Annotated in this window: 20 protein-coding genes; 4 read left to right on the top strand and 16 right to left on the bottom strand. The window is 67.8% G+C overall.

Annotated elements, in window-relative coordinates:
* Nucleotides 1-12: 12 nt before the first annotated feature.
* Nucleotides 13-225 carry a hypothetical protein gene (locus AC4JJG_RS20150; RefSeq protein ID WP_182374581.1) on the top strand — a complete coding sequence of 71 codons (213 nt, stop codon included), beginning with the start codon at nucleotides 13-15 and terminating at the stop codon, nucleotides 223-225.
* 43 nt (nucleotides 226-268) lie between these two features.
* The gene (locus tag AC4JJG_RS20145) at nucleotides 269-862 is read left to right on the top strand and encodes a thermonuclease family protein (RefSeq protein ID WP_182374580.1); all 594 of its coding nucleotides are present in this window, start codon (nucleotides 269-271) and stop codon (nucleotides 860-862) included.
* Between the two features lie 8 nt (nucleotides 863-870).
* On the opposite strand, the gene AC4JJG_RS20140 is transcribed toward AC4JJG_RS20145, so the two are convergent.
* The 3 genes from AC4JJG_RS20140 to AC4JJG_RS20130 form a co-directional block, all read right to left on the bottom strand.
* Nucleotides 871-1,752, bottom strand: coding sequence for a hypothetical protein (locus tag AC4JJG_RS20140; protein WP_182374579.1), 882 nt, complete (start codon nucleotides 1,750-1,752; stop codon nucleotides 871-873).
* An 88-nt stretch (nucleotides 1,753-1,840) separates the two neighbouring features.
* Complete coding sequence (locus tag AC4JJG_RS20135; protein WP_182374578.1) at nucleotides 1,841-2,416, bottom strand: hypothetical protein; 576 nt, start codon at nucleotides 2,414-2,416, stop codon at nucleotides 1,841-1,843.
* A gap of 17 nt (nucleotides 2,417-2,433) precedes the next feature.
* A complete protein-coding gene (locus AC4JJG_RS20130) occupies nucleotides 2,434-2,910 on the bottom strand; it encodes a hypothetical protein (RefSeq protein WP_495405815.1) in 477 nt (158 codons plus the stop codon).
* A 259-nt stretch (nucleotides 2,911-3,169) separates the two neighbouring features.
* Between AC4JJG_RS20130 and AC4JJG_RS20125 the strand changes: the two genes are divergently transcribed.
* Both AC4JJG_RS20125 and mobF read left to right on the top strand, forming a co-directional pair.
* The gene (locus AC4JJG_RS20125) at nucleotides 3,170-3,511 is read left to right on the top strand and encodes a hypothetical protein (RefSeq protein ID WP_239582598.1); all 342 of its coding nucleotides are present in this window, start codon (nucleotides 3,170-3,172) and stop codon (nucleotides 3,509-3,511) included.
* Between the two features lie 6 nt (nucleotides 3,512-3,517).
* A complete protein-coding gene (mobF, locus tag AC4JJG_RS20120; RefSeq protein WP_495405814.1) occupies nucleotides 3,518-9,733 on the top strand; it encodes a MobF family relaxase in 6,216 nt (2,071 codons plus the stop codon).
* A gap of 149 nt (nucleotides 9,734-9,882) precedes the next feature.
* Here the strand turns inward: mobF and AC4JJG_RS20115 are convergent, their stop codons facing one another.
* The 13 genes from AC4JJG_RS20115 to AC4JJG_RS20055 form a co-directional block, all read right to left on the bottom strand.
* On the bottom strand, nucleotides 9,883-10,542 hold the full coding sequence (locus tag AC4JJG_RS20115; RefSeq protein WP_182374575.1) for a hypothetical protein: 660 nt from the start codon (nucleotides 10,540-10,542) through the stop codon (nucleotides 9,883-9,885).
* Nucleotides 10,542-11,567 (bottom strand): M12 family metallo-peptidase, encoded by a 1,026-nt coding sequence (locus AC4JJG_RS20110; RefSeq protein ID WP_182374574.1) that lies wholly within the window; start codon nucleotides 11,565-11,567, stop codon nucleotides 10,542-10,544. The genes AC4JJG_RS20115 and AC4JJG_RS20110 overlap by 1 nt, the downstream gene beginning before the upstream one ends.
* 246 nt (nucleotides 11,568-11,813) lie before the next feature.
* The gene (locus AC4JJG_RS20105; RefSeq protein WP_182374573.1) at nucleotides 11,814-12,203 is read right to left on the bottom strand and encodes a PLD nuclease N-terminal domain-containing protein; all 390 of its coding nucleotides are present in this window, start codon (nucleotides 12,201-12,203) and stop codon (nucleotides 11,814-11,816) included.
* Nucleotides 12,204-12,228: 25 nt separating this feature from the next.
* Nucleotides 12,229-12,660 (bottom strand): hypothetical protein, encoded by a 432-nt coding sequence (locus AC4JJG_RS20100; protein ID WP_495405813.1) that lies wholly within the window; start codon nucleotides 12,658-12,660, stop codon nucleotides 12,229-12,231.
* Nucleotides 12,661-12,855: 195 nt separating this feature from the next.
* A complete protein-coding gene (locus AC4JJG_RS20095) occupies nucleotides 12,856-13,272 on the bottom strand; it encodes a hypothetical protein (protein ID WP_495405812.1) in 417 nt (138 codons plus the stop codon).
* A 334-nt stretch (nucleotides 13,273-13,606) separates the two neighbouring features.
* On the bottom strand, nucleotides 13,607-19,315 hold the full coding sequence (locus AC4JJG_RS20090) for a helicase-like domain-containing protein (protein ID WP_495405811.1): 5,709 nt from the start codon (nucleotides 19,313-19,315) through the stop codon (nucleotides 13,607-13,609).
* Between the two features lie 65 nt (nucleotides 19,316-19,380).
* Nucleotides 19,381-19,965: a hypothetical protein gene (locus tag AC4JJG_RS20085; RefSeq protein ID WP_182374570.1), complete on the bottom strand. Its 585-nt coding sequence runs from the start codon at nucleotides 19,963-19,965 to the stop codon at nucleotides 19,381-19,383.
* 283 nt (nucleotides 19,966-20,248) lie between these two features.
* Nucleotides 20,249-20,518, bottom strand: coding sequence for a hypothetical protein (locus tag AC4JJG_RS20080; RefSeq protein ID WP_139104521.1), 270 nt, complete (start codon nucleotides 20,516-20,518; stop codon nucleotides 20,249-20,251).
* A gap of 119 nt (nucleotides 20,519-20,637) precedes the next feature.
* Entirely contained in the window at nucleotides 20,638-21,570 is a 933-nt protein-coding gene (locus tag AC4JJG_RS20075) for a hypothetical protein (protein ID WP_065629368.1), read from the bottom strand.
* Nucleotides 21,571-21,684: 114 nt separating this feature from the next.
* Nucleotides 21,685-21,864 (bottom strand): hypothetical protein, encoded by a 180-nt coding sequence (locus AC4JJG_RS20070; RefSeq protein ID WP_139104520.1) that lies wholly within the window; start codon nucleotides 21,862-21,864, stop codon nucleotides 21,685-21,687.
* A 20-nt stretch (nucleotides 21,865-21,884) separates the two neighbouring features.
* On the bottom strand, nucleotides 21,885-22,292 hold the full coding sequence (locus AC4JJG_RS20065) for a DUF4913 domain-containing protein (protein ID WP_065629367.1): 408 nt from the start codon (nucleotides 22,290-22,292) through the stop codon (nucleotides 21,885-21,887).
* Nucleotides 22,292-24,226, bottom strand: coding sequence for a type IV secretory system conjugative DNA transfer family protein (locus AC4JJG_RS20060; RefSeq protein WP_495405810.1), 1,935 nt, complete (start codon nucleotides 24,224-24,226; stop codon nucleotides 22,292-22,294). The genes AC4JJG_RS20065 and AC4JJG_RS20060 overlap by 1 nt, the downstream gene beginning before the upstream one ends.
* The gene (locus AC4JJG_RS20055; RefSeq protein ID WP_495405809.1) at nucleotides 24,223-24,924 is read right to left on the bottom strand and encodes a hypothetical protein; all 702 of its coding nucleotides are present in this window, start codon (nucleotides 24,922-24,924) and stop codon (nucleotides 24,223-24,225) included. Before AC4JJG_RS20055 ends, AC4JJG_RS20060 begins: the two co-directional genes overlap by 4 nt.
* Between the last annotated feature and the right edge of the window lie 17 nt (nucleotides 24,925-24,941).

Raw genomic sequence — 24,941 nt, 5'->3', positions numbered from 1 at the left:
AGGAACCCCGCCATGCCCACCGACACCGACACCCGTTACCCGGCCGCCGATCTGGCCAAGCTCCACGCCGACGCCTACACCCTGCGCCACGTCGACAACCTCACCTGGGACCAAGTCGCTACCGCACTCGACGAACCCGTCGCGGTGGTCAAGGACTGGGCGCAGACCTACATCGACCGCACCGACGCCGCCGCCGCCGAACAGCAAATGTCGCTGTTCGACTGACCCATCCAACCGCCCTCGCTCGACGTCGTTCGGAGCCCGCCCCATGCGCACCCTCGCCCGTTTCGTTTCCCGCACCGTGCTGCGCCTCGCGCTGCTCGCCGCACTCGTGGTGGCAGCGTTCGTGGCCCTCAGCGGCGTCGTCGACGCCCTCCCCGCACCCGCAGACCTGTGGACACGGGCGACCGCTGTTGCCGAGCCGTCGCGACCCTCAGGCGACACCATGCCCGCAGTAGTCACCCGTGTCGTCGACGGCGACACGATCGTCGTCTCCACTGACACCGATCCCGCGCTCACCGTGCGGTTGCTCGGCATCGACACCCCGGAGGTCCGCAAACCCCATTCCCCGGTCCAGCCGTGCGGCCCGCAGGCCAGCGACCGCACCCGCACACTCGCGCCTGCTGGCACCGCCGTGCGTCTCGAGTACGACCCCACCCAAGACCACACCGACCGCTACGGTCGCGCCCTGGCCTACGTCTGGATCGGTGACGTCATGCTCAACCACACACTCGTCGCGGAAGGGTGGGCGCGCAGCTACGTCTACAACCACCAGCCCGGCCGCCACGCCGACACCCTCGCCGCCGCCCAGCGCGACGCGCAGGCGGCCCGGGCCGGCGTCTGGGGACAGTGCCCGCGATAACCCGATCCTCAGGCGCGCACAGGGGCGGGCGCCCGCAGCGGTGCCGCCATGGTGATCCACCGTCCGGTCCGCACGCGATGGGTCACCGCGAGTGCGATCACGCTCACCGCGGCGACGCCTAGCAACACCCAGAAGGCAACTGTGTAGCCCTCACAGATGTTGTATGCCGCGTGAGCCAACGCGAACCCGATCACGAGCCGGTAGTCACGCCACCGCCAGACCATGTACGCCGACACCACTGCCCACAGGGCCATGCTCACCCAGAGGCCAGCCCCGTAGTAGACGTGATAGGCCAGCCGCATCGGAACAAGCACGCACAGCGCCGCGATCAAACCCGCGCGAGTCGACGGCAGCCACATCGCCAGCGCCGCGATCGGCACCGCGACAACGAACACCTCCTCACCGAACCCGGCGCGCAGGCCCGCGAGGATCTCTGCGCCCAGCGATGGGCGCGGGGGCGTGGTGCTTGCGTCAACGGCAGATGAAGGATGCACGACGCTCTCGACGAGCCAGCCAATCCCAATGCTGGCGTACACGCTCAGCACATACACGCTTACGCACGCCAGGTAGGTCGATCGCGACAGCGGCGCTCGGCGGGTCCACTTTGGCCATGTCCACCACGGCCTCGTGGTGAGGTCGCGAAGCGCCAGAGTGCCGGCGCCACACACAATCGCTGCGATGACGAGCCACGTCCATGCCAACACTTGTCCGGACCAGGAAAACGGTTGTGTGGACGCGCCCTGCCCGTAGCCGTCGATCGCATTGACAATGGCTTCGCCGTACGCGGTCGCATATGCCCCAGCTGCTATCACGAGCGCACCGACGCGTAACGCGTTGAACCGCCAACGTCCGCTCACTATCGGCGGATCGGTGGGCTTGAGTTCGAGCATCGGAGTCTCCATCTGAGGTTTGGAACGATGCGGCATGAGGGTCGCTGCTGTCGGTGCGTGCCCACTAACACAAGGCGGTCTTGCTGGTTCAGAACAGGCCGAGTTGGTCTGCGGGTGTGGACGGCACGGGTTGGAACAGTCGGTGTGCCTGTTCGGGGTCGCCGCCGTCGCGTAGGTAGGTGCGCAGCATGATCGAACGCGCGGCGCGGTCGATGGCGGTGGTGGGTCGTGATCCGCGGTGGCGGCCGAGCCCGACGGCGTAGGTGAGGTTGTTGGTCTGGGTGCCGATGCGCACGTGTGCGGAATCGACGCGCACGCACAGCGGTTCGTTGCAGTAGTGCTCGCCGATGTCGGCGGCGTCGGCGCCCAGGTCGGGGTGTATCAGCAGCAGCGCGAAACGGTGCGCGCTGATCGCTCGTTGGCGGTTGTTGCGGCGGAAGGTGAATCGGCCGTACCCGTCTGGCGAGCTGACCGCACCGATCCAGTACCAGCAGCCGCGGGGTGTGAGGACGACGTGCTGCCAGAAGTGTCGCTCGGCGCGAGCATCAGGCATCAGCGTCGGGTCGGTGACCACACCCGGCGACGGTGTCGCGGTGCCGACCGCCAGGTCGGTGGCCGGCACCGCGAACAGGCCGAGTTGATCGTGGTCGGGGTCGACACTCATGGCCGAACCGTAGAACCCTAGGCCGACATCACCGCGGGATCGGTTTGCTCGGCGCGGCTCTCATCGGTGGCTGCGTCCGGAGTGGCCGGGGCCGGTGTCGACTCCTGGCTCGAGGTGGCCTTCTTCGTCGCGACGGACAGGCCCGCCTCGCGCAGCAGCGTCTTGGCTTTCGCGGCACTGATCTCCACGAGATCGGCCGCGCCACTAACACTTCCTACTCGCTCGGCGATCGCGGCGAGTGCGGTGGCTTTGGCCTTCGCTGACCGCTCGGTGATCACTCGCAGTTCTGCTTCGGCAGCGGCGAGTTCGGAGTCGGCTTGCAGGAACTCGGCGATGTTGGCCTCGTTGGCTTCCATCACCCGCACCTCAGCGGCGAGTCTGCGTTCGAGTTTCTCGCGTTCCTCGGCTCTCCGCGTCTCCAACGTGGCGAGCGTTCGTTTGCGCGCAGCAGCGCGCGCCTGACTGGCAGTGAGTTTTGAATTGTTCGACGGCATACCCGACACGATAACGCCGGCCAACACCTCCTCGCCACCGCCACACGCGGCTTCTCCGTGAGCATTTCACCGCCACTCCCCTTTCCCTCGCCCTCGTTTCCCGCCTCCCCATTCCGTTCATCCACCCCCTCACCTGCACCAACACCCCCGATCACCCCTCACCCAGCACCTCACCCCACGAACCCCAAAAGCCTTTAACTCCCACACACCTCTTGCATTCTGGATTCGTCCGACGAAATTAATGTGCCAGAATGCAGCCATGGCCGGTGCCGGGACGTGCGATCACTGCGGTCGCGTGCTGCCCGGAGACGGCTCGCCGCGACGCGGACGGCCGCGCCGCTGGTGCTCGACGGACTGCCGCCGCGCGGCATGGGTCCGCCGCCACGACCGGCCCGCCGCGACCGGTGTGACCGCCCAGGATGCGGTAGCCCAGGTGCTGGACTCCCCTACCGCCACAGCCGAACTCCTCGCGGCGTTGACCGCGCGGATCGAGGGCGGCGACGAGGTCGCCAGCGGAGTCATCACCGAGCTGGTCCGGGCGCACCGCGCCAGTGTCCACGCGGTGGCGCGGACCAACGAGCTGCGCCCGTTCCGGCGGTGACCTAACGTGACCGCGACCATCCACAAACTGACCGCCGGCGACGGGTATGAGTACCTGACGAAATCCGTTGCGGCGATGGACGCCACCGACAAAGGCCGGGTCTCACTCGCCGACTACTACAGCGCCAAAGGCGACTCGCCGGGGCAGTGGATCGGCTCCGGATTGGCCGGTCTGAGCGACGTCGGCTCGGGCCTGGAGGTCGCCGATGCGCTCGCCGAGGCGCGCACCGTGGAGGCCGGGTCGATGGTGTCGGCGGCGCAGATGAAGGCACTGTTCGGCGAGGGCCGCCACCCCAACGCGACCGCGATCGAGCAGCACGCCGTGGCGTCCTCGGACTGCCGAACGGCCGAGGCGTTGGCGGCGACGAAACTGGGCAACGCCTACGCCGTCTACAACGAATTCCCGGAGTTTCTACAGGAACTCGCGGTGGTGTTCCGTGACCACAACCTCGCCCGCGGCGAACGCTGGGATGCCGTCATCGACGACGACACCCGGGCGGCGTTGCGCACCGAGTTGGGGCGCGAGCGATTCACGAAAACCTACCGTCGCCCGCCCCGGGATTCGCGTGAGCTCTCAGGGTTTATCGCGCAGGAAAGCCGTCGGCGTCAGTCGGCGGTTGCCGGCTACGACATGACGTTCAGTCCGGTGAAATCGGTGTCGGCGTTGTGGGCGGTCGCGCCGCTACCGATGGCTGAGAAGATCGAGGCCGCCCACCGTCAGGCGGTCGCTGATGCACTGGCGTTCATCGAACGCGAAGCGTGCCTGTCGCGGTTGGGAACCGACGGCATCGCACAGGTCGACACTGACGGTTTGATCGCCGCGGCGTTCACCCACCGCGACTCCCGCGCCGGGGACCCGGACCTGCACACCCACGTCGCCATCTCCAACAAAGTGCGGGTGCGCGACGCCGCCGGGATCACCCGGTGGATGGCCCTGGACGGCACCCCGTTGTTCAAGGCCACCGTGTCGGCCTCGGAGGTGTACAACTCGCGCATCGAGCTGTACCTCCAACGCGATTTGGGGGTGTCGTTCAGCGAACGGTTCTCGGCCGATGTGCGCAAGCGACCTGTCCGCGAGATCGACGGTGTGTCCGCCGAACTGATGGCCCGGTGGTCGTCGCGGCGCGCGGCGATCGAGGAACGCATCGGTGAACTGTCCAAGCAGTTCCTCGCCGATCACGGCCGCGAACCCACCACCGGTGAGGCGTTCGATCTGGCCCAGCAAGCCACCCTGGACACCCGCGAAGCCAAGCACGAACCCCGCTCCTATGCCGAGCAGCGCCAGGCGTGGCGGGCCGATGCACGACGCATCCTCGGCGGCGATCGCGCGATCAGCGACCTCGTGCACGAGGCCACCCATCCTCGCCCCCGCACCCGTGAACATCCGGAGTTCACCGACGAGTTGTGCACCGAGCTCGCCGCCAATTGCGTCGAGAACATCTCGGCCACGCGCGCCCGCTGGCAGCGTCCGCATCTGCGTGCCGAAGCCGAACGTCAACTGCGTGCCCGCGACTTCGCCGGCATCACCGACACCGACGAACTCGCCGCCGCCGTGGAGCGTGTCGTCGACACCGCACTGGCCGCCGACACCAGCGTCGCGGTGTCCTCTGACGCCCTCGACGGCGACCTCAACGAACCCGAGGTGTTGCGCCGCGCGAACGGCGAATCAGTGTTCGTGCGCCACGACGTCGCCCTGCACACCAGCACCGACATCCTCGCCGCCGAACACCGGATCGTGGCCGCCGCCAAACGCTCCGACGGCCGCCGACTCGACGAGACCACCGTCGACATCGCGTTGCTCGAGCAAGCCGCCAACGGCCGCGAACTCAACGCCGGACAGGCCGCCATGGTGCGCGAACTGGCCACCTCCGGGCGCCGTGTGCAACTGGTCCTGGCGCCCGCCGGTACCGGTAAGACCACCGCCATGCGCACCCTCGCACGAGCGTGGACCGACAGTGGCGGCACCCTCATCGGCCTGGCCCCCACCGCTGCCGCCGCGGCGGTGCTGCGCGAGGAACTAGACACCACCACCGACACCGCCGCCAAACTCGTCCAACTCGCCACCGCGGAACGCGAACTCGCCCAGACCCGCGCCCTGGCCGCCACACCACGCTGGCGCACCATCGGTAAACCCGAGCTCGCCAACAAGGTCGCCGCCGCCAAGAAAACGCTGGCCGACCCGACATATCAAAACCTCAAACTGCCCGACTGGTACACCCAGATCGGCCCCGACACCCTCGTCGTGGTCGACGAAGCCGGGATGGCCTCGACCTCCGATCTCGACGCGGTCATTCGGTGCGTGGCCGCCCGCGGTGGCAGTGTGCGTCTGGTCGGCGACGACCAGCAGCTCGCCTCGATCTCGGCCGGCGGTGTGCTGCGCGACGTCGCGCACGAGACCGGCGCGCTGACCCTGAGTCAGGTGGTGCGGTTCTCCGATGCCGCCGGAGGTGCGGCGTCGCTGGCGCTGCGTGACGGTGACCCCGCCGCCCTCGGTTTCTACGCCGACCACGGCCGCATCCACGTCGAATCCGATGCTGCCGCCGCCGATGACGCCTACCGGGCATGGGCACGTGACCGCGCACAGGGCCGTGACACCGTGATGATTGCCGCGACCCGCGACACCGTCAACGCCCTCAACGAACGCGCCCGCGCCGACCGCCTGGCCGCCATCGACCCACACCTGCACGGGCCGGAACTGCGGCTGTCTGATGGGTTGTCGGCCAGCGTCGGCGACATCATCAGCACCCGCAGCAACCGCCGCGATCTGCGCGTGTCGGCCACCGACTGGGTCCGCAATGGCGACCGGTGGCGGGTCACCCATATCGGCGCCGACGGCACCCTGACCGCCCAGCACCTCGATCTCAACCGGCACGTGCAGCTACCCGCTGACTACGTCGCCGAACACACCACCCTCGGCTACGCCTCCACCATCCACGCCGCCCAGGGCATGACCGCCGACACCTGCCACGTCATCGGCTCCGACGCCCTGGACCGACAGCTGCTCTACGTCGCGATGACCCGCGGCCGCCACGGCAACCACATCTACCTGCCCACCACCGAAACCGACCCGCACAACGCCACCACCCCTAAGGCCCGCCACCCCCAGACGGGGCTGGAAACCCTGGCGGCGATCCTCGGCCGCGACGGCGCCCAACAGTCGGCGACCACCGCTCAACGCGATGCCGTCGACCCGTTCCTGCGTCTGTCCCGGGCCGCGGCCGCCTACGACCACGCACTGGGTGCCGCCGCCGAACACACCCTCGGCGCCAAGGCCATCCGCGACCTCGAACACGACGCCGACGCCCTCTACAGCACCCACACCGGCACCCCCGCGGGCACGCTCACCGCGTGCGCGGCCTGGCCCACCCTGCGCACCCACCTCGCGACCCTGGCCCTCGGTGGCGACGACCCGATCGCGCGCCTCCAGGCCGCGATCACCCACCGCGAACTGGCCACCGCCGCCGACCCGGCCGCCGTGCTCGACTGGCGACTGGACCCCACCCAGCAACACTCCGCAGGCGGCGGGCCCCTGCCCTGGCTGGCCCGCATCCCCGCCGGGTTCGATGACCCCCAGTGGGCGCCCTACCTCACCCGCCGCGACGCCCTCGTCACCGACCTCGCGACCGCCGTCACCGACCAGGCGTCCGCCTGGGACACCGCCACCGCCCCGATGTGGGCGCGTCCGCTGCTGCTGGCTGACCCCGACCGCGGCCGCGAGCTCGTCGCCGAACTCGCCGTGTTCCGCGCAGCCCGCGGCGTCGATGACACCGACCGCCGTCCTGCCGGGCCGCGCCCGGATTCCATCGCCCTGGCGCGGCGCCACGCCGCGCTGACCGAGCGTGCCGACGCGCTCATCACCACCACCGCCGAAGCTGCCCGCTACGCCGACCTCGCCCGCGACCTCGACCCTCACCTACTCGCCGACCCGTACTGGCCTGAACTCGCCGACCACCTGGCGCTGGCCGCCCGTGCCGGCCTCGACGTCGACGCCTTGGCCCGCGACGCCGTCGCCGACACCCCGCTGCCCACCGAAATGCCCGCCGCCGCACTGTGGTGGCGCCTGTCCGGACAGTTGGCTCCCGCCGCCGTCGAAGCCACCAACACCGGACTGCGCCCCGACTGGGCCGACGACCTCGTCGGGATCGTCGGTGACCGCGCCGCCGAAGCGATCCTCACCGACCGGGCCTGGCCCGCGCTCGTGGCCGCGGTCAGCGCCGCCGACCCCGACCAGTGGAGCCCCCACGAGCTGCTCGACCTCGCCGACACCCTGCTCCACAGCGGCGCCGACGACGACCACACCGTCCGCCTCGACGAGTACGCCCGCCTGCTCACCTGGCGAGTCGAACTCCTCGTCACCCACAGCAGCCACGCCACCGACCTCGCGCTGCCGGCCGAGGCTCCGCCCACCCCCGAAGACGAAGCCGCCGCCGAAGCAGCAGCCGAAGCAGCCGGACTGTCCGACCCATGGGCGCAGGCCAGTGGCCCCGTTGCCGACGTCGACCACGAGCTCGCCGCCGTCGACGAGGACTACCTCGCCGCGCTCACCGACACCGAACCGCCGCCGGAAGCTGGCGTCGACGTCCTCGATCCGGACGACCTCGACCGCTACGAGGACCTGGACTTCGACGACTTCGCCGCCGACGTCGTCGCTGCACCCGATCGTTTCGCCGCGCCGAGCGACCTCGCCGAATGCATTGCGCTGCGTTATGAACTCACCGCCCAGCTCGCCGAACTCGGCACCGACATGGCGGAGCTACGCGAAGCGATCAACGCCGGCACCAGCGCCCACCAGCAAGCCATGGCCCCGCACGTCCTGGCGTTGCGGGCCGCTGCCGACCACCAGTTCGCCGCGGCCGCCGACACCGCAGGCCACCACCACGACCTGATGATGGCCGAACAACTCATCGAAGATCTCACCAACCAGGCATCCGCCCTGCGCCGCACCGCCGCTCAGCTCCGCGCCGCCGACACCATCGACCTCGACCCCCTCAGTGACGACGAGGCCCCCGACCTCGCTGCTCTACGGGCTGAGGCCGATGCCAGCGCATTGGACTGGCGCATCACCGCCGCGACCGCCGACCGCGACGCCCTCGCCGCCGTCTACGACGAGGCGAACGCCCGGCTCGAGTCCGCGATCGCCGAATCCGGCGGCGTCCGTGTCACCGACACCGACGTCGAACTCATGCGTCTGCAAGCCATCGAACTCGACGAACTCAACCTCGCCGACCTGCGCGCCCGTCGCGCCGACCTCACCACCCGCATTTACCGAATCGACAACCGCCTCAATCACGTCCACGCCCTCACCCAGACCGCTCACCACCACCGCGACACCTACCTCATGCCCGCCACGGCCACCGCGCCCGTCGCCACCTCCGACGCGGTCACGCCGTCGGCGACGCAACCTGCCGCCGAATCCACCGCCACCGCGGTTGTCGAACCGGCGGCCGATGCCGAGCTGCGTGACTGGCTCCACCAAGACTCCATCCGCGTCATGAGCGACGACCAGCTCACTGCGCACCTGCGCACCCTCACCCGCCGCCACACCCTCGCCGTCGACGACCTGAAAACCAGCCGACCAGCACCCGAGCGGACGCCCCGAGTGCGCGCCGAGCACGCCGAACTCGCCGACACCGTCGACCGCATCACTACCGCTCGCACAGCCGGACGCGCTCTTGCTGCCGCCGCGGCCCGCGTCACAGAGGCGCGCGACGCCCTGGCGGGACTGCCGCCGGCCGGGCGCGGACGAAAAGCGCGCGCCGAGCACGACCAGCAACACCAGCACCTTGCCGAGGCGGCCGCCGCGGCCGAGCGTCAGCACCAGTATCTCGCCGCAGCCCAGGAACAGACCCGTCGGGACGTCGGTGTTCCCGAGTATCAGTGGGACGAGATCACTGCCCGAGCCACCGACACCGCCACGCTCGCAAGCGAACTGAACGCCGCCGAGCAGGCCGACGCCCGTGCCCGCCAGCTCCACCAGAAAGCCATCGACGACCGCGACGCCGCAGCCGCCGCCATCGCTCACGCCCGAGCCGAAATAGCCCGCCGCCACGACCTTCCCGGCGAGACCCGCGCCGCCGAAGATTCCATCCGCGCGACACTCGCCGACACCGGAACCCAAGCCGAAACTGCGCCCGCCACTACCGCGTCGGCCGCGCTGTCGCCCCGCACCAACGATCTACCGCCGGACACTGCACCACGCAGAGACTCCGGATACGACATCTGAGCTGACCTTGCAAAGCACCTACGGGTAATGCCATCGCGTGCACGCGGTGCTTGCGATTACTGGTATGGGTTCGGACTCATTGCCGCAGATCGCGATTGCCGCCCGAACGACTAGTGCGCGCTGCGCCCTGGACGCCGTCGCCGCGATGATCAGCCGGGCGGTGCTGGCGAGGGCGGGGGTGGATTGCGGTCGCCAGGTTGGGGTAGCGGGAAGGTCATCGAAGGGCTGGGTGGATCGGGTGGTGCCAGCCGACCCTGCGGGTTGGCGCGCAACGCGGCTGCGGCCGCAGCCAGAGGCGCAGAGGCGCTGTCGCGGGCTTGTTGCTCAGTCACAGGTTTGCGGCCGTCGACCGGGACCAACGTGTACCACTTCTCCGACTCAAGGTAGCGGGTCGCGAATAGGTACCACTGGCCGATCTTGAGAGGGGTGTCGCCGTTGACAGAAATGTAGACGCCATCCTTGACCCCACCCTGCTGGTTGACCACAACGCTCTCGGGGACCTCCCCCTTGATCGAAGTGGCGGTGAGCACGCTGTACTGAGTCTCAGGGAGCGGGCCGAGCGCCTTGGTGCCGGCCGCTGATTCGACGCGGCCAGTGAAGACGTGTGTCGAGATCGCCATCAGGTTGCGCAGGTCCGAGGTGTCAGTGACCGAGTCCGCGTTAGCGAGTGAGGTTGCCGTGGCCGATTCGAGGGGCGGGATGCCCTCGTTGACGGTTTGCTCGCCGCACGCGGACAGGGCGGCAGCGGCGAGGACGCTGGCGATGCCGAGCGCCAGAGCCGACGGTCGTATAGCTCGGTGGTTGATCATCAGAATCCCCACTTGTTGTGGTAGAGGTCGCGGGTGAGGCCGGTGGGTGCGTAGGACGTTCCGCGGTCACCGTCATTATCGGCCATCAGGTCGTTGGCGCAGGTGTGGAACAGTCCCAGAGCGTGGCCGATCTCATGGGCAATCACCCCGGCCTTCTTAGCCGACGAGTAGTTCTGCACGTAATGCATGTTGATCTGGATGGTGCTGGTCAGAGGTGCGCTGTAGCGGGTGTGTAATCCTGACCAGCTCACATCAGATCGGTTGGCGGTTGAAATCGACACGTCGGCGACCTCGAAGACGCCCACGGGTGCGACGGTGATGGGGCTGAGCTGGTTCCAAGAGTTCACCGCGGTTTGCAGCTCAGCACCGTAGAGGAAACCCCCGCCGATGCTGTACGCCAGGCGTTGCCCGTCTACATCGTTGCCGGGCAGGAAATAACCGCCGACGCCACTGTCCTTGTAGAGCACGGTGCCGCCCTGGAAGTCTTGGGCCCAGACCGAGCAGGTGGTGGTGCGGGTATCTTCTGTTGGGAACTTGAATCGCCCGTTCTCCCACCCTGAGTCGGCCCACACGTCTCGGATTCCCAGCCACACGTTCTTGGCGCCGGTCGCAGCCGAGTAGTAGATCGAACCGGCCACCATGTGGTTCGCGCGACCCCCATTGACGCCGAACTCGCGGGTGATTGGGTATCCCAGATACCCTGTTTCCCAACCAACTCGGCCCCACGCATCGCGGATGAGTCCGCCGATCTGATTGGCGTGCCCGCCAGCCACCGCGGGGTGCCAGTAGATCGAGCTGTTCTTGACGAACCGCTGAAACTTGCCGCCGTTCTGGGTGTTCGATTCTGGGATGGTGGCGTTGCCGAAGAAGTTGTAACCACCAGCCTGCGTGTACTCCTCATGGATCTTTCCGTAGATCCAGTACCCGTGGAAGACGTCCGCGCGTACCGCGCCTGCGCCGAGCCACATCGAGATGGCAACTACCAACGAGGCCAGGACAATACCGAATCTTCGCACCTTCACCACCTTCGCTCGCCCCCCGCGACCAGCAAGTTCCGGACACGCTATCCGCAATATGTGATCTACGTCAATGAATCTCGGGCGCAGAGTCTGCTGGCGTGGTGTTGATGCTGGACTAACGGACCGCTAGGCCTGAGGTCTCTAAGGGTTCTGGCCTGCTCCTTTCACTGATTGGTGGGGCGCTTGGCTGAATCGTTGCAGTCAGTATCGAGCTACCTGCTTTATGCGCGCGGGTAGTGGCGTCTACGGCCTTTACGGAGCGGTTGGGCCATGGTCGTCTGGGCGGTCAGATCGGTCGGTGGCGCGTTGCTGTTCGCGTGCGGTCTGGCGTTGCTGTTCGGCGCGATCTCGCAACTGCTGAAGGAACTCTCGGTCTGCCTCGGGGTCTTGCGGGATGTACCGGCCGGGGTGGTCGTATTCCGGGAACTCACTGTTCGCACCCGTATCCTGCCGGTGTGGTCGTTCATCGGCGGTAGGGCGTCCGACTGCCAGCCACACCAGCGCGCCGACCAGCGGCAGCATCACCACCAGGATTACCCAGGCGAACTTGGGCAGCCCGCGCACGGCGGCGTCGTCGGTGTTGATGATGTCGATCAGCGCGATCACCAGGATCACCAGGTAGATCAACCCGAGATACGGCACGTCTGCTCCTTCGTCGGTGAGTCGGTCACCACACCTGCTGTATCCACAGCGGATGTCCGTTCAGGCTCTTGGTTCGGTCAACGTAGACCGCGATCACGACCCGCCCGCCCGGGTGGGTGGCGGCCTCGGAGATGACCTGGTGATCGGTCACGTCATTCCAGCTGGCGGCCTTGTCCGGACGGTAGTACGCCCCTCCCCGATAGCGGGAGTCGGTTTCCAGGATGACGCCCCAGTAGTCGTTGCCCAGAACAGCGTTGATGACCCGTCCGGCTCCGAGGTGGGCGGCGGCCACGGTGTCGGCGTGGCTGAGTTCGATCACCACCACACCCGGTTGCGACGTCTCGACGATCCGCGCGGCCTGCGCTGGCGGACTGGACAGGACCGCCCCACCGGTAGCTACCGCGAGACTGAGTGCCGCACCCGCCACCCCCGCGCGTATCCCCGACCTCGTCAGCATCGTGTGTTCCCTTTCGTAACCCCGACCTTTGTCATCGCGAATGGTAGTGCCAGGACGTCCACCCCGTCGACGCCTCAGTTGGAACGCGGTGAACGTCACTGTTGGCCAGCATCGCCCGCCCGACAGCGTCGGTCCGTCCGATCGCCCGAACGGCAAAGGGTCGCGCAGGCAGTTCCTGCGCGACCCTTTGTGTGGTTAGCGGACTTTACGTAGGTAGACGTCGCCGGTGGGGACGCCGCCGGCGAACAGAACACCTTTGTAGCCGTGTGGTGTCTTGCGTAGTTCGATGCGGGAGTACCAGTGCGCGACTGGGTCACCGGCGATCGAGACGATGCCGCCGTTGCGGGTCTGGGTGATGTGGCTGTTGGTGGCATTCCACGGTCCGACGCCGTAGATGTCTTGGAACAGACGGTTGCCGATCACTCGCGCGTTGGATTCCGGGTATGGGATGACGCCGTACATGACCAGCTGGTACTTATATCGGCCGTCGTCGATCTTCGCGTGCGCTTGCCCACTACCGAGGCCGAGACCAGTGGTGAGGCCGGCGGTGATGAGAAGTCCGGCGACGATGGTCTTGACGGCGGTGGAGAGTCGAGCTGATTGCAAAGGCATGAAGTCACGTCCTGTTCGGTGTCGGTTGCTGGTGATGGGTGCGCGGGTGTGGCGGTTCGCTTCTATCACGAACCCGGGACAGGCGATGCTGGTCGCGCGTGGCGAGCCACGCCTGTCCGGTGGGTCACCGCTGCGGGGTGGGCTTGTGCTCCTGGGGACCAGGTGATCTTGACGCGGCCGGTTCTTGTGAGCGGTTGCCCCTTGTCGTCGAGTCACGTCCGAGGCGGCCTGCTCGAGATCAGCTCCGGCCGGGCCGACAACCGGATCGGGGGTGCGACAGCGAGCTCGCACCTGCCATCGCCTCCGTCTGCGCGCGGTGAACGTCCCTGTCGCCTCACAGGTCCAGGTCCGGGTCGCGTTGGGGCTGTGTCCCGTTATCGAGTGGGTCGTGGGGCGGGGGCTGTGATCCGGTGTTCTCTGTGCGTTCTGCTTCTGGTGGGGGTCGGGTGTCGGCGAGCAGTGTCCCGATTCCCGGTTCTGCTGTGGTGGCGTCCTTCTCGGCCTGGTAGAGCTCCGCTTTGTGTTGGTGGGAGCGTTGCATCACGGCGATGTAGTCGGCGGCATGGTCGAGTCCTGCTTCTTCGACCATGACCGGTGTGGGGTTGAGTTCCAGACTCCAGCCGGGTTCACGACCGGCACTTCGCATCCGTTCCTCAGCGGCCTGGCGGGCGGCGACCGCTTCCTCGGATTGCTGGGCCCGTTCGATCTCCATCCGCAGTTGTCGCAGCCGAACCTGTTTGGTCTGCAACTCATCCGCCCGGGTGAACGGTGCGTCGATACGCGGAGCGTTCACCTCGACTTCGCGGCGGTAGCTGGCGATGTCGGCGACCAGTTGAGCACGGGTGTCGTCGAGCCCGGTGTACAGATTCTCCAGACGGGTGGCGAGCCCAGACGCGGTCGCGGTGCGCCGCTCGGCAGTGGTGAACACCTGGGAGGCGTCAAGGGTGAACCCGGGCCGCCCCGGGCAATCGAGCCACACGTGGATCTTGTCCTGGGCGAACTCGCGCGAAGCGTGCGCCTGAAGCCCCGACGGTATCGACGCGATCGGCATGGCCTGCTTCATGCCCGCACCTTTGAGCTCGTGGTAGACCGCGGTCACCCGCCGCAACAGCGCCTCGGACCGCTCCGGACGCTTCGACAGAGGACGGGCACCGGTGACGACGAACTCCTTGCCGGCATCAATCCACTCCTGATGACCGGCCAACAGAACGTCGAGCTTGTCGATGCTGCCTTCCAACCGTGGGATGGCCCGGTCGGCGGCGGCCACGACCCGGCGGGCGTGGGAGCGGGAGTCGGCGTGCGCGCTGGCCAGTGCGGACAGGCTTTTCACCTCGTCTTCCAGGGTGGCCATTTCGAGGAACCGTTCGTCGCCGGTCGCGGCGGCTTTGGTCGCCGCAGCCGCCTCGGATAGTGAGTCGTCGGCGATGTCGTCGACTTCGGCGACGTCGTCGAGCTGGCCGCGTTTGGCCTGTTCGATGAACGCCGCCTTGGATTCGACTTTCGACCACATGACGGTGTCGGTGGTGCCTGCGGTGACGTAGTTCAGAATCTCGATCCGCGGATTCTGGTTGCCCTGGCGGATGATCCGGCCTTCGCGTTGCTCGAGATCGGCGGGCCGCCACGGCACGTCCATGTGGTGCAGGCCGATGAGTCGGCCTTGGACGTTCATGCCGGTGCCCATCTTCGAGGTCGACCCGACCAGCACCGCGATCCGACCAGCGCGGCAGTCGGCCTGCAACGCCAGTTTCTGCGACGGCGACTTGGCGTCGTGGATGAACGCGATCTTCTCCGCGGGCACCTGATACTGCTCGACGAGAAGGTCTTTGAGGTTGGAGTACACCGACGGGCCGTCGGGCCGCGGGGTGCCACGATCACAGAACACCAGCTGCAACGGCCCCCGGATCGGGGACCGCTCCCCTTCCTCGGTGAGATATTCGTTGTCGGCGGTGGCGTGGTAGATGCGGGCGACCTGTTCGGCCACGGCATCGGCGCGGGTATTTCCCGGATCCGGTTCGAGGTTGGCCAGCGCCGGGTCGAGCGCGACATTGCGGCCGTCGTTGAGGATCTTGAGCACGTTGTCGATGTCGGCGCGTCGCGGGTCGAGATTGTCGGCCCGATAGTCCAGGTCGGCGATGAAATCGCGCCGCTCCTGACCAGGTGTACTGGTGATGATCTGCCGCCCGTCATGGGTGGGCAGATTGGCTGGGACCTGTTCACGGACAACGACATCGGTGTACTGGGCGGCCATGGCGAACATCTCTTTCGGGTTCGCGAACGCCGACACCTTCGACACGACACGCAGTTTGGTGCCGGTGGCGTTGGGAATCGTCTCCGAGCGGGTCGCGGTGAACGACGCCGCCCAGTCGGTGATCGAGCGGACCCCGGCCGCCTCCAGCACATCCGGGCGTAGGTATTGCTGCATCACCCACGACTCGGCGAGCGAGTTCGCGATCGGGGTGCCGGTGGCGAACGTCGCGACCCGCTCAGCGCCCGGGGTAATGACCCGCCCGGCCGCGGCCGCCTGGTGTTGGCGGCGTTCACGCAGGTAGTCCAGCTTCAACGACAGGTCCTCGGCCTTGTTCGACCCGGTCAGTGACAGCGAGTCGATCGTGCACTGGCGGCCCTTGTTTTTGTACTCGTGGGCCTCGTCGACGAACAGATAGTCCGCGCCGGTGTCTTCGAACAACACCCCGTGGTCCTTGGTGGCCTGATCGGTCGCGGCGTCGAGTCGTTTCTGGAGCTGTTTCTTTGCCTGTTCGATCTTCTTGACGGTCGCCTGGGTCATGTCGCCTGCGCTCGCAGACAATTCGGCGTCGAGTTCGGCGAGCTGGCCGGCGATGTAGTCGACACGGCGTTGCGGGTGGACCCGGATCGCGGAGAACACCGAGGCTGGGATGATGACCATGTCCCAGTCGCTGGTCGCGGTCTGGGCGGCGAACACGCGACGGTCCTCAGGCGACATGCCTTTGCGTCCCACGAGCACGTTCGCTGCGGGGTACCACATCTTCACTTCGCGGCCGAACTGCTCGATGAGGTGGGTGGGCACCACGATCCACGGCTGATTGACCAGGCCGCGGCGTTTGGCCTCCATCGCCGACATGAACATCGTGCCGGTCTTGCCGGCGCCGACCACGTGATCGAGCAGCACCGTCGGCTCGGCGAGAATCCGCGCCACCGCATCGCGTTGGTAGGGGTGCGGCTCGAACACCGGGGACAGACCGGGCAGTGCCAGCCGTGATCCGTCGTGCTCGGGGCGGACCCAGGTGTTGAAGCGGCGATTCCACTCAGCGACGAGGCGGTCACGGCGCTCATCATCCGACCACAGCCACGACCGGAACTCGGTGGTGATCTTCTCGGCCTGGACCTGGGCGAGGATGGTGGCCTGGGCATCGACTTCCGGTGCCCCCTCCTCCTGCGCCGGCCCCGAGTTCTTGACCACGATCGACCGCTGGTTGAGCAGCATCTCGGTGAGGTCGATCGCATCGAGCGCCTTGTTCCTCCTGTCCGCATTGTCGGCGCCGTACTCGGTGCGCATCAACGCGCTGTTGCGTTCGTCAGGTGGCACCTCGACGCCCCACGAACCGGCCGCGCGCGTCACTCGGGCACTCGTGGCGCCGAAGGTCTCGCGCACGAACGCTTCGTAGTCGCGCGGCTCGATCCAGGTCGGTCCGAGTTTGACTGACCCGATCTGGGAGGGCTGCTTGTCGTCCGGAATCACCTGCGCCAGTGCTTGTGTTAGCTCTGCCCAGTCCCGATTCCCGGGATCGGTACGGGCAGCTTCGGCGGCGCGGGCGTGTTTGGCACGCACGTTGCCCGACAACGCGGTCGCCGCGGGGATCAGATCTTCGGGCATGTCTGGATCGGCGTAGACCAGCCCACGGATCGACTCGCGCGCTTGGGCGGCGGGTTGGTCGAGCAGTTCGGCGACACGGTCGAGATCGACTCGCCCGCGTTCACCGAGACTGATCGCGACAGCTTCGGCCGGGGTATCCGCGCGTGACACCGGGACCGGCGCGACGACGACGTCGCGGGAGAACACCGCGGTCTTGCTGACCGTGCCGGTCTGGTCGTCGTAGCGTTCCAACGCCAGCACGCCGGCCATCCCAGGATCGGCGCGGACCGCCTCGAGATGGGTTTGGCGCCGCGAGGGTGCGCTGACCTGCCATGCCTTCTCATCGAGCTCGGCCGCCACATCCTCGGGCAGCGGGCCGGGATAGTCGGCGCCGTCTGCGTCGCGATTGGCAGTACGCCACTTGCCTTCGAGTTCTGCGAACTTCTTCGCGGCCTCCTCGGCGGTGCGTTCCTTGCCGCCCACCAGCTTCGCCCGGTTCACCGGGCCGTAGGTGTTGAGGTAGGCGTCGTAGACCTCGTTGAGGTCCGCGCGCAGCGCGTCACGCTCGGCGCGGCTGCTCTGGGTGCGCTGGGCGGCGATCGTGGCCGCGAACAGATCACGCAGCCGCAACAGGTGCCGGGTCTCGGTGGTGCGGGTGGCGGGCACCTTCATCGGTTCGTCGCCGTCGATCCCGCGGCGGGTGAACACCCCGGTGGTCTCGTCGTAGCTGACGTGCCCGATCGGGATGTCGTCGCCGTAGAGGGCGTCGGCGTCGAGGGCGCCGGCGGTGAACTCCATCCCGGCGGCCGTGGCGGTGTCGTCGGCGAGGAACAGTCCGTCGCCGCGTTCCAGTGCGGCGTCGACGATGCCGGTCAGCCGGTCGTCGAGGTCGGCGGCGACATCGTTGCCGGGTTCGGCGGCCACGACGAGCATCCCGTCGCGGTAGAGCCCGCGATCGACCCGCATCGTGCCCAGCACATGCTCGGGGTGGGTGGTGAAGTAGCGGTTCACCCCAATCTCGGTGGTCTCGCCGGTCCGGTCAGGGAGGGCGACGAGGTCAGAATGCAGCCACTCGGCGTCCGCAGCCGCGGCGACGTCGGGCTCGCGGCGGCGGAACACCAGCACGTCGGTGACGACCTGAGTGCCGGCGACCCGTTCGAATGCGGTCGAGGGCAATCGCACCGCGCCCACGAGATCGGCGACGGCGTGCATGTCGCGGCGCGCCTTGTCCGAGGCCGCGTCCAAGGTCCCGGCGGTGGTGATCGCCATGACGTATCCGCCGGGGGCGGTGAGGTTGAGCGACTTGAGCAAGAAGTGGTTGTGGATGCGGTGGCGGGCCGGATTGTGGATCGGGTCGTGCACCGTGAACCCACCGAACGGGACGTTGCCGATCACCGCGGCGAACGATCCGTCCGGGACGCGGGTGGTCTCGAAACCCTCCAACCGCACCTGGGCGTCGGGGTAGAGCAGATGGGCGATCTGAGCGGTCGTCGGGTCGAGCTCCACCCCCACCATCTGCGCGCCGGGCGGTGCCAGACCGATGAACGTACCGCTGCCACAACCCGGTTCGAGGACCAGTCCGTCGTCGAACCCAGCGCGAGTCATCGCCGACCACATCGCTCGGGCGATCGCCGGATCGGTGTAATGGGCATTCAGCGTAGAAGCCTTCGCCTGCCGCCACTGCTCCGAATCCAACAGGGCACGCAACCGGTCGCGTTCGGGTGCCCACTCCGGCTTGGACTCGTCGAAGATGTCGGCCGCGGCACCCCACCCCGACCACTGCGCCAGGACCTCATGCTCGGCCGCCGTCGCGGGGCGTCCGGTGCGCGCTGTCTCGGTGAGGACCTCGAGTGCGGCGATGTTGGCGCGGGCGCGGGACTTGGCCCCGGAGGGCACCAGCACCGTCCCCGGATGCGTGAACCGGGTTGCAGGCCCCACATCAGCAGCTATAGACGGGGCGGTGGTCTCGTCGATGGCCGCGACGCTCGACGGCTCCGGTTCCGGTGTCGCCGAGTCGGGGGTGGGGTCGGGTTCGAGGCCGGCCACCACATGCTCGGCCTTGACGTAGACGACCGAGCCGTCCGGGCGGCGCGCCGGGGCGACTCGGGTGCTCGCCCACGCCGTCAGCGGCAACCCCGTCTCGGACTGCGGCACCTGCGGCAGCGCGTCGTCGGCCTTCGGCGGCAGCGGCGTGCCGCCGGGGTCGACCACGGCCGGGTCAGTCGGGATCCGCAAATCGTCCAGAGACTCAAACAGCAGCCCCTGGCCGTCGTCGACTACCTCCGCACGCGCTCGGCGTCGGCGCGAGCCTGATCGGCCAGCGCTGCGTCCACCATCGCGGTCAGCTCCGCGACCAGCGGATGTTCCGGCCCGTCGGGCACCGCCAGCCCGTCGGTCAGACGTGCTTCCAGCAGTTGCTCGGCCCACACCTGAAACCGTGGTGTCTGCTCCGGCCACACCTGCTCGGTCAGTCGTTCGGTCTCTCGGCTGGCCTCGATCGCCCACTGCGTCAGCCACCGCTGCATCCCGGTCATCGTGTCCGGGTTCGGCTCGTCGTCCGGCTGGTCGTCGTCCTCGGGACTGCTGAATCCCTCCCACAGCGTCGCCAGCACCGTCTCCTCCGCCGAGTACCGGGCCTGCTGATACAGCCGCTGCGTCGTCAGCACGTCCGGGTCGTTGCCCCCGTGCTGGTCCCTCCACGCCGCGATCGTCGCCAGCTCGGTCTGTGACTGCGTCTGAGCGATCTCGGCCTGCAGCCGTGTCACTTCCGCGGTCAGGAAGTCCTCGAACTGCGTGCGGTCCATCTGCGTCAGTTCCTGGGCGTACCGCTCGGTCAGTGCCGTGCGCAGATCGTGAAACATCGGTGTCCTCCTCGGTGTGGGTATCCATAGTGCTCTGCGGTGCCGACATCCGCTGCCCGGATGGGTCGGTGTCGGCGAGTAGATCGAACAGATTGGGGGTGTTGTCCTCAGGGGTGGCGTTGCGTGCCATGCGTCGAGCTCCTACCAAAGTGAGGTCCACTCCCCGCCCGGACTGCGCCGGTGCAAGGGTGGGTGGCTATCGTTTCTCACTGGTCAGAGGCTCGATCTCTGACCGATCAGTGCCCTGGCAGGTGTGTCCAGCACCTGCCAGGGCCTGAATCAGTCAGATGGTCTCGCCCCAGAAGTACCACCGGTTATCCGGCGCGGACCAGAAGCACGGAGACACCCGGATGTAGGCACCCTTGTGGTTGTCGCACAGCGATTGCGAGGCGAACGGCCCGACGCGGTAGTTGGGCCAGTCCGGGCTGTCTCCGGACACCGGGGGCAGGGCTTCGGCGGCGCCGGCTCCTACGAGTGAGCCCAGGGCAATTGAGGCCCCGGCGCTCACCGCAACGGTCGCCGCGACGAAGCGGGTCGTCATGTTTTTGGTCATGGTGTCTCCAATCGGTAGCTGGTGAATTGTTCTGTGTTGGTGCTGTTGGCGGTGCATCACTCGTCGTGGGCGGCGCACGCGAATCAAGTTGCACAACAGGCATTCCCGTCTCGACCTGATCAGTCAACGTGATGCCCATTGGCCGTCTCAGTTCTTAGCGGTTGCTCCCCCTTGACGTGATCGTCGGAATCGGAGCCGCCGGACGTCCCCGAACCGCCTGCCGACGTGCCGCTCGAGTTGCCGTCCGCCCCGTGTCCGGCAAGCCCGCCTGAGGAACCACCACCGGTTGTTCCGTCTGAGGTCTTGCCGGCCATGCCCCCGGTAGCGCCGCGGCCGGACATCGTCACCGAGCCTGCGGCGCAGCCGCGCACACAAACGTCGCGGTCGAGATCGGCGGTCGCGTAGCTTTCGTAGTCGGCGGCCGGGAGGTACCGAGCGACGTTGACCGTCCGGTAATCCAGACGCCCACGGTGACGGCCTCGCATGCGGGGTCCGCAGACGATGCTCAGTGAGACCGCCGCCGCCACGTACAACCATGGCCGCGCGGAGCGAAGGTCGGCGGTGATGTCAGCAGACAGCGCTGGTGTGTGATCGTTGAGCAACGCAGACAGTGAACTGGACATCCACCACGAGGTCGCCGGGAGCGCTTGCCCGACACCGATGAACGCAGCCGCCGCACCCGCGGCGGCCAGGGCGACCGCAAGGGCACCGACCAGCCGCGAGCACTGGCCTTTCGCAGTCTCGACACACCAGATCGCTGCGTAGGCAACGGGTACGGGTAGGACGAGCATCTGTGCGAACCACACAGTCAACGCCGCGATGGTGTTGAGCAGAGCCCCGTCGGATTGCAGATTGTCGGGGGTGATCGAGAAGTAGCTGGCCGCCACAACTGCCAGCAGCGCACCCGCGACGACGGCGCCGCTCCAGTGCAGTAGCCACCCCATCTTGGCTCGACGGAGGGTGTCGTCGGTGACGTCATCACGGCCAGCCAGTTGCAGTGTCGGACCCGCAAAGGTGGTGCCGCACCCGCCAACAGCAGGAAAGACGAACATGGGTATCGGTCCTCTCAATGGATGGTGGCGGTGGTGGGAAGAGCCGCTTTGGTGGCTCTCACATGACGGTGGAGGGCCAGCTCGTAGATGCGATGTGGGGCGGTCGAATCGTGGTCAGCGGTCATGGTGCGATCCCTCGTCGAGGTCAGGTTTGCGGTGGTGATCAGGTGGTCGTGGTCGGCGGCGTTGGCGGAGGACTGCTCTGGTGACGACGACGGCGCCGGTGATGGCCAGGACCACCAGCAGCACGACGCAGCCGACGAGCGCCCAGTGCACTAGCGGCGTTGGTGGCATGACTGGCTTGTCTCGTCGTGTTACGCGGCGGTGGTGTGGTCGGCGGGTGGGTCGAACCATCCGGGCGGGGGTGGGGTGCTCGCGTCGGTGAGTGTGTCTGTGGTGGTGTGTTTTTCGGGGGTGCATAGGTAGAGCGGTCCGTTTTCGGCGGTGAGGGTGCGCCAGTGGGCGTCGAGGTGGGCGGTCCACCACGACGACAGTGCGGCGGGGTCTTCGCTCAGGCGGGCGGTCTCCCACGCTTTCCACAGCTCCTCGAGGCGGATGACGACTTCGTCGTGGCGCCACCACTGCGCGCACCAGCGGGTGTCGCGGTCGAAGCGTCCGGCTTTGATGTGGCTGAGCCAGTTGGTGAACCAGTCGGCGCCGGAGGTGAACCGCCAGTGCGCGCGGGGATCGTCGTCGGGGGTGTCGGTGTCGTGGGTGGTCATCAGAAGGTCCTTTCCCGGGTGGTGGCGGCGAGGGGCGGTGCAGCGGTCAGTGCTGTTTGCTGGGCTGCGCGTTCAGTCGCGCAGGCCTTCTTGGAGGCGTCGATCAGCTCGGCGTAGGGGCCGAGCCAGTAGGAGTTCTTGGTGGTGACGACGGTGCGGTTGCCGGAGGTGGCCAGCACTGCGCGCTCGGCGGGGAGTGCTTTGAGGTCGTCGATACCGAGAATGGGTTCGCTGGACCAGGATTCGCTGGTGCTGGTCGATCCCAGACCGGAGTTGGAGTGCGAGCGGCTGCGGCGACGGACGTCGCGTTGGCCGATCATGCGGCTCAGGCCCGAGAGGTAGGACTCGTTGTTCGATGATCCGGCGTAGATGTAGACGTTCGAGGAGTCCACGAGCATGTCGAGTTTGTCCTTGGACCACACTTTCGCGGCCTGGGCCAGCGATTGCAGCATCGTGACGATGACGATGCCCTGGCTGCCGAAGTGGGAGTACCAGTCGGGTAGTTCGGGCAGCTTGCACACGTTCGCGGCCTCATCGAGCACTGCCACGACGGGCACCGGCAGACGTCCACCGTTGCGCCGTGCTTGGGCGACGGAGGCTTTGAAGATGGTGTCGGCCAGGGCGGTGGTCAACGCGGTGGCCGATCCTGCCCCTTCCATCGACAGGGCATACATGGTGTCGGTGGAGGTGACGAACGCTTGCGGATCGAACTTGGGCAGGTCGTGGCGAATGTCGTTGCTGCCGACGGTGTTGTCGCCGTCGAACCGCACACGTTGGGGCGGGAGGACCGATCGGGCGTAGGCGGGCACGGTCATGACGTTGATGAACCGTCGCGCCATGTCGTAGAGGCCGTCTTGCTGGCGGGGGTTGAGGTTGGCGGCGGTGTCGATCTTGGCCGCGGCGTCGTGGTGGCCGTGGCGGGTCAACACCTGGCGGGCGACTTTGAGTTTGGGGTCGGTGAGCCAGCCGTCGACGTGTTTGAGGTCTCCCCCACCGACGGCTGCGGCCAGAATGTGCAGAGCGAGCAGTTCTTTGGCGCCGCCGTCGAAGTAGGCGTCCAGGCGTGATCCTTCGGCGGTTTCGGCGGCGGCGAAGATCGCGGCGAGCTCTCGGGCGTCGGAGAGTTCGTGCACGCACCAGAACGGGTCCCACCACCACTGCTGGCCCTGAGTACCGGCGATGTGCTGGAGGTCCGAGAGCCAGATGGTGCCGCGGGTGCGTGGCGGTTCGCGCCGTTGGGTGCGATAGGCCCACAGTGCGCGCAGCCCTTGTCGGCTGATGTCGGCCTTGGCGGCGGGAGCGGTGTCGAGGTCGTTGCGGTCACGGACCCAGCGGGTGGCGTCGTAGATGTCGGGCTTGTTGGAGGTGGCGAACACGGCGCCAGGCGCCTGGCAGATCATCGGGATGGCGTAGCCGGTGGTCTTGCCGCATCGGGGTCCGCCGATGACGAGTCCGACCCACTCCCAGCTCATGTAGAGCGCGGAGGTGCCCGCGCCGATCAGCGATCCCAGCACCAGCCCGTAGTCGAGGTGCCCGGTGATGGCGTCGCGGCCGCGGAGGCGCTGCGCGGAGTGCTTGGCGTCGCGGGCGGTGATGGCGTGCAGTTCCCGGGGACGAGGAAGAAACTGTGCCACCTGGTCGAACTCGCGCAGCACGGCGGTCGCGGCGCGATGACGTCCCACCACGACCGCGATCGCGGCGGCGGCGATGACCGCGACCACGAGGAGCACGGTGGAGGCCACCGGCCACTGGAAGGTGCCGTCGACGGCGGCGGTGGCCGGGTTGATTAGCACTGGGCCGGGCTGGCCGGTGAGCCAGCACCCGGCCCGCCAGCACACGTAGACGATCGCCAGCAGCGCGAACACGGCTGCGGCGAGGTAGTAGCCGACCATGGATTCGTGTTGGCCGCGGTCGCGGCGATGGGTGGTGCTCACAGCTGGGCTCCGGTGTCGAGGGTGACGCTGGCCCCGATCTCGTGGACCGGGGTGGTCTGCCAGTCGCTGTCGCCGGCGGCGATCAACGCGGCTTCGGGGGCGGGTTCGGTGTCGGCGATGAGCTCGCTGGTCGAGCGGTGCCCGCCCGCTGACGCAGCGTCGTCGACGTCGATGGCATAGTTCGCGGCCGAGGTCGACACCTGGTCGAGCAGATCGGTGTCGGCGACCTCGCCGAGGTCGTTGTCGCGGTCGCGGCCGCCGATGCTGTCGGGGTCGACGCCGGCCTCACGTAGCCGCTCATCCCAGGCGTGCGCCCATTGCTCGGCGCGCTGCGCGGTGGCGTTGGTCTGGGCTTGCCGGGCGGTGTCACCGTCGCGGGCGGCCTCGGCGGCGGCTTCGCGGGCCAGGTCGGCGGCGGCGTGCGCTCCGGCCCAGCGGGCCATCAGATCCGGTGTCAGCGGGTGGCGTTCGGCGCTGGTGTCGGTGTAGCGGGGCGGACGGGCGCCGGTGGCGCGCGCGGAGTTCAGCCGTTGCTGGGCGCGGGTCTGCCGGGCACGTCGTTTGTGCTGCTGGTTGCGGACCTCACGCAGCGCTTCGTCGGCGCGACGGCGGGAGTGACGCATGATCGTGCGAATTTCGTCGAAGATGTCGTCGACTTCGCGGCTGTTGTCCTGGGTGACGTTGTGTGGGTCGAGCATGGTGTGCCTTCCTTCGA

The sequence above is a fragment of the Gordonia sp. B8661-1 genome (assembly GCF_059427765.1).
Note: the sequence above shows the minus strand (reverse complement) of the source record. Positions and strands in the feature narration are given on the sequence as shown.

What these genes read in the sequence shown, in the direction of transcription:
- AC4JJG_RS20150 (WP_182374581.1), top strand. Translation starts at nt 13, where the DNA reads ATGCCCACCGACACCGACACCCGTTACCCGGCCGCCGATCTGGCCAAG.
- AC4JJG_RS20145 (WP_182374580.1), top strand. Translation starts at nt 269, where the DNA reads ATGCGCACCCTCGCCCGTTTCGTTTCCCGCACCGTGCTGCGCCTCGCG.
- AC4JJG_RS20140 (WP_182374579.1), bottom strand. Translation starts at nt 1,752, where the DNA reads ATGCTCGAACTCAAGCCCACCGATCCGCCGATAGTGAGCGGACGTTGG.
- AC4JJG_RS20135 (WP_182374578.1), bottom strand. Translation starts at nt 2,416, where the DNA reads ATGAGTGTCGACCCCGACCACGATCAACTCGGCCTGTTCGCGGTGCCG.
- AC4JJG_RS20130 (WP_495405815.1), bottom strand. Translation starts at nt 2,910, where the DNA reads ATGCCGTCGAACAATTCAAAACTCACTGCCAGTCAGGCGCGCGCTGCT.
- AC4JJG_RS20125 (WP_239582598.1), top strand. Translation starts at nt 3,170, where the DNA reads ATGGCCGGTGCCGGGACGTGCGATCACTGCGGTCGCGTGCTGCCCGGA.
- AC4JJG_RS20115 (WP_182374575.1), bottom strand. Translation starts at nt 10,542, where the DNA reads ATGATCAACCACCGAGCTATACGACCGTCGGCTCTGGCGCTCGGCATC.
- AC4JJG_RS20100 (WP_495405813.1), bottom strand. Translation starts at nt 12,660, where the DNA reads ATGCTGACGAGGTCGGGGATACGCGCGGGGGTGGCGGGTGCGGCACTC.
- AC4JJG_RS20095 (WP_495405812.1), bottom strand. Translation starts at nt 13,272, where the DNA reads ATGCCTTTGCAATCAGCTCGACTCTCCACCGCCGTCAAGACCATCGTC.
- AC4JJG_RS20085 (WP_182374570.1), bottom strand. Translation starts at nt 19,965, where the DNA reads ATGTTTCACGATCTGCGCACGGCACTGACCGAGCGGTACGCCCAGGAA.
- AC4JJG_RS20080 (WP_139104521.1), bottom strand. Translation starts at nt 20,518, where the DNA reads ATGACCAAAAACATGACGACCCGCTTCGTCGCGGCGACCGTTGCGGTG.
- AC4JJG_RS20075 (WP_065629368.1), bottom strand. Translation starts at nt 21,570, where the DNA reads ATGTTCGTCTTTCCTGCTGTTGGCGGGTGCGGCACCACCTTTGCGGGT.
- AC4JJG_RS20070 (WP_139104520.1), bottom strand. Translation starts at nt 21,864, where the DNA reads ATGCCACCAACGCCGCTAGTGCACTGGGCGCTCGTCGGCTGCGTCGTG.
- AC4JJG_RS20065 (WP_065629367.1), bottom strand. Translation starts at nt 22,292, where the DNA reads ATGACCACCCACGACACCGACACCCCCGACGACGATCCCCGCGCGCAC.
- AC4JJG_RS20055 (WP_495405809.1), bottom strand. Translation starts at nt 24,924, where the DNA reads ATGCTCGACCCACACAACGTCACCCAGGACAACAGCCGCGAAGTCGAC.